The sequence below is a fragment of the bacterium genome, from assembly GCA_035945995.1.
Lineage (GTDB): Bacteria > Sysuimicrobiota > Sysuimicrobiia > Sysuimicrobiales > Segetimicrobiaceae > DASSJF01.
Genome location: DASYZR010000014.1, coordinates 1 through 3,335 on the forward strand (window position 1 = coordinate 1; position 3,335 = coordinate 3,335).

The window sequence follows — 3,335 nt, forward strand, 5'->3', positions numbered from 1 at the left end:
CTCGACCCGACGGATGGGGAAGCGCCTGTGGGGACCGTCGTGCTCGGGATGCCCGTGCCGCGCGACAACCTGCCGTGCGGGAACATCGACCGCGTCGGAATCACGAGCACGCCGGTCGTCGATCGGGGGGCCGGCACGCTCTATGTGACCGGCCTCACTACGCCCAACGCAGACCGCACCAAGACCTACAAAATCGCCAGCACAACTGACTTCCCGGCTCCGCCGGTCTGTCACTCTACCAACCAACTCGTTCCCGCCCGCCGGCGAGCCGAGGTCAGTCATCGGCGGGGATACAATGCAAAGACGAGATCGCCGGGATTGACTGAGATGAACTGTCGTATCGCCGCCACCAATCCGGCGTGGGGGGCCTGTATCTCCGCCAGTCGCTCGCCGTGAAGATTCGTAATCGACGCCAGGATCGTCCCCGCTTCCACGTACTCGCCCAGCCGGACATTAAGGCGGAGCATCCCGCCCGCCGGCGCGTGGAGGAGCCCGCGGCCGAGTACCTCCACCTCCGGGTTGGGCGACGCATCACCGTCCAGAATGCCGAGGTGCCGGAGCAGACGGGTCAGGTGATCGACGTAAGCCGCGCGGTTCTCGGAAGTCGACATCCCCTGGCCGCCGATCTCGGCTTCCAGCACGGGGACCCCGCGATCCGCCGCCGTCACTCCGAGAACGCCCGGCTGCCAGCCCCCTCCACGAATACGCGTGAAGCCCGCGGCCACCGCCGCCTCCCAACTCCGTCGAGAAACGGCGTCACCGCCGTCCGGCACCTCCACGTGGGGCACGACCATCCCGGTCGCGTACCAGCTGTGCAACGTGAAGACAAGATCCGCCCCGGTGAGGACGTCGTTCACCAGGCGATAGGCGAGCCGCTCTGAAGGCGTCCCGTCGGGCCTGCCCGGGAATGTTCGATTGAGGTCGAGACCATCCACAGGGCTGCGCCGTTGGTGGGCCGCAAAGGCGGGCGGATTGGCGACCGGCACCAACACGACCGCACCGCGTAGCGTGACCGGGTCACACTGCTCGGCAAAGTCCAGCAGCGCCAGCATGCCCTCGGGCTCATCCCCGTGCACGCCGGCAATTGCGACAAGGCGAGGACGGGGGCGCGACCCGATGACCACTTTCACGGGGACCGTCAACCACGAGCCGTCGGCCAGCGGCACCACGGCGAGATCAAACGAATGCCGGGACGCCAGCGGCAGGCGCTCGACGTCGACCCACTCGGTAAGACGCGTCACCATGCGGCACCGCCCCTCCTCCCGAGACGGCGAGCCTTACCGTCCCTACTGGAGACGCGTCGGCGGACGCGCCCGTCTAGCCGGTCCGCCTCCAGTCCGCTACGTTGGGCGTCGCGTTGTCAAAGGGACTGAGATTGTGTCCAGTATACAGATTGCGCGCCCGGGCGGCCACGGTCCGCCGGTCGATGATTGGGATCTCGATGGCCTGATTCACGACGAGATCGTTCATCTCGACCCACAACGCCGCGTTCTTCTCTGGATCGAGCTCAACGAGCGCTTGCTCGTAGAGCCGGTTGTACTCAGCGCTCTGCCAGCGCGTAACAGCCTGGCCCGACCAGTTGTTTTCTCGCTGGGGGATCGTCTTCGCAGGATCGCCGCTGTAAAACTGCGACATGTAGAGGCTCGGGAAGAGCGAGAAGTTCTGCGTGTACATCTCGACGTCGCTGTAGAAGTGCAGGAACGTGTCCTTGTTGCCCGGCGCGGTGCTGAAGAAAACACTCGAATCGATCGCCTGAATGTTAACGCCGACGCCGATCTTTTCCCACCCCGCCTTGACGATTTCCTGTTCTTTTTGCCGGAGGGTGTTGACGCTCGTCACAAACGCCACTTGGAGGCGGACGCCGCCCTTGGTGCGCACGCCGTCCGTGCCACGCGTCCAGCCGGCTTCGTCGAGCAGCCGGTTGGCCTGCGCAATGTCAAAGACGAGCTTCGTATTCTTCGAAGCGTAGCGGGTGGGCGTCGTCAGGACGTTGGGCGTCGCGGCCCCTTCCGCCCCGTAGAGTTGTTTCGCGATCGTCTGCTTGTCAACCGCCAGCGCGAGCGCCTGCCTGACGTGCACGTCGGTGAGAAACGGATGCGGCGCCCCGGCATAGGATCGCTGCCCGTCGACCTCTCTATTTGGATCCGACAGGTTGCAGTAGATGGCCTCGACCCCGGCGCCGGGGATGGTCTCCACGACCCCCTTGCCGGCGCGCTCCATGTTTGCCAGCACGGGCCATTCGACCTGAAGATTGATTGCGAAGTCGTACTCCCCGGTCTCCAGCACGGCACGGGCCGCGGACGCTGCGTCTCCGCCGCCCTTGAATTGCACCTGGCTAAACGACGGCTTCGTCGGCTCTCGGTACAGTTCGTTGATCGAGTACGTGATGTGGTCTCCCGGCGCGAAGTCGTCGACCTTGTACGGACCGGTGCCGAAACATTTCAGGTTGAAAGGCGCGCGGCGCGAGGTCGGTCCCACGTAGTCGGCAAGCACGTGCTCCGGAAGGATAAGGCCCTTGTCGCCAACGAACGGCAGGAACCACGCGGGCGTGGGACGATTGAATGTGATCCGGACGGTATAGGGATCGGGCGCTTCGACCTTCTCGATGCCGTCGTAGACAGCGTACCACGTGGCCCCGGTCTGTTTGTTCGAGATGAACCGGTAGGTGAAGACCACATCCCGCGCCGTAAGCGGTCGTCCGTCGGCCCACTTCACTCCACGCTTCAACCGGTACGTCACCGATCGTCCGTCCGGCGACAGCCCTCCGTTCGTCCTGCTCGGCACCGCGGTGGCAAGGACGGGAGTGAATACACCGGCCGCGTCCACGGTCAGGAGCGGCTCCAGGCAGAGCCGCGCCGCCTGAAGGTCCTGGTTCGATGCGGTTAGGTGCGGATTCAGAATGGTCGGGGCCTGCCAGTAGAGGATTCTGAGGATTCCGCCCGTCCCCCGGACCCCGGCCGCGGCCCGCGCCGGTTGAAGGTCGATCGCCGCCAGAGCAGCCGACAATCCCGCCGCCGAAAGTCCGATGCCCAGCAGCCGCACAATCGCCTCACGCCGACTGAGCCGCCCGACACGAACGTCTTCGATCAAGATCATGACGTCGCGTTGTCCGTTCTTGATTTTCGCGTCCCCCCCCATCGTCAACCCTCCTCGTTTGACGTCGACACAGCGCTAAACAACTCAGGCCCGGCTCGCTGCACGTCGATACGCGTCACGGGACCCCGCCCGGTAAATCGGGGACCCGAGGACGCCTCGCCAGCGGCCAGACTCCCTCGAAGACATCCTCTTCGCCGAGCGCACTGTACCGGCTAGCCGGGTCATGCCACGACCCCGAG

At 65.2% G+C, this 3,335-nt stretch carries 2 protein-coding genes; both read right to left on the bottom strand.

From position 1 onward, the window contains the following. Window positions 1–278: 278 nt before the first annotated feature. The gene (locus VGZ23_01240) at window positions 279–1,244 is read right to left on the bottom strand and encodes a succinylglutamate desuccinylase/aspartoacylase family protein (protein ID HEV2356231.1); all 966 of its coding nucleotides are present in this window, start codon (window positions 1,242–1,244) and stop codon (window positions 279–281) included. A gap of 73 nt (window positions 1,245–1,317) precedes the next feature. Then, window positions 1,318–3,138: a peptide ABC transporter substrate-binding protein gene (locus VGZ23_01245; GenBank protein ID HEV2356232.1), complete on the bottom strand. Its 1,821-nt coding sequence runs from the start codon at window positions 3,136–3,138 to the stop codon at window positions 1,318–1,320. Between the last annotated feature and the right edge of the window lie 197 nt (window positions 3,139–3,335).

Excerpts from the sequence above, each read along its gene's own strand:
- VGZ23_01240 (HEV2356231.1), bottom strand. The coding sequence starts at position 1,244 with ATGGTGACGCGTCTTACCGAGTGGGTCGACGTCGAGCGCCTGCCGCTG.
- VGZ23_01245 (HEV2356232.1), bottom strand. The coding sequence starts at position 3,138 with ATGGGGGGGGACGCGAAAATCAAGAACGGACAACGCGACGTCATGATC.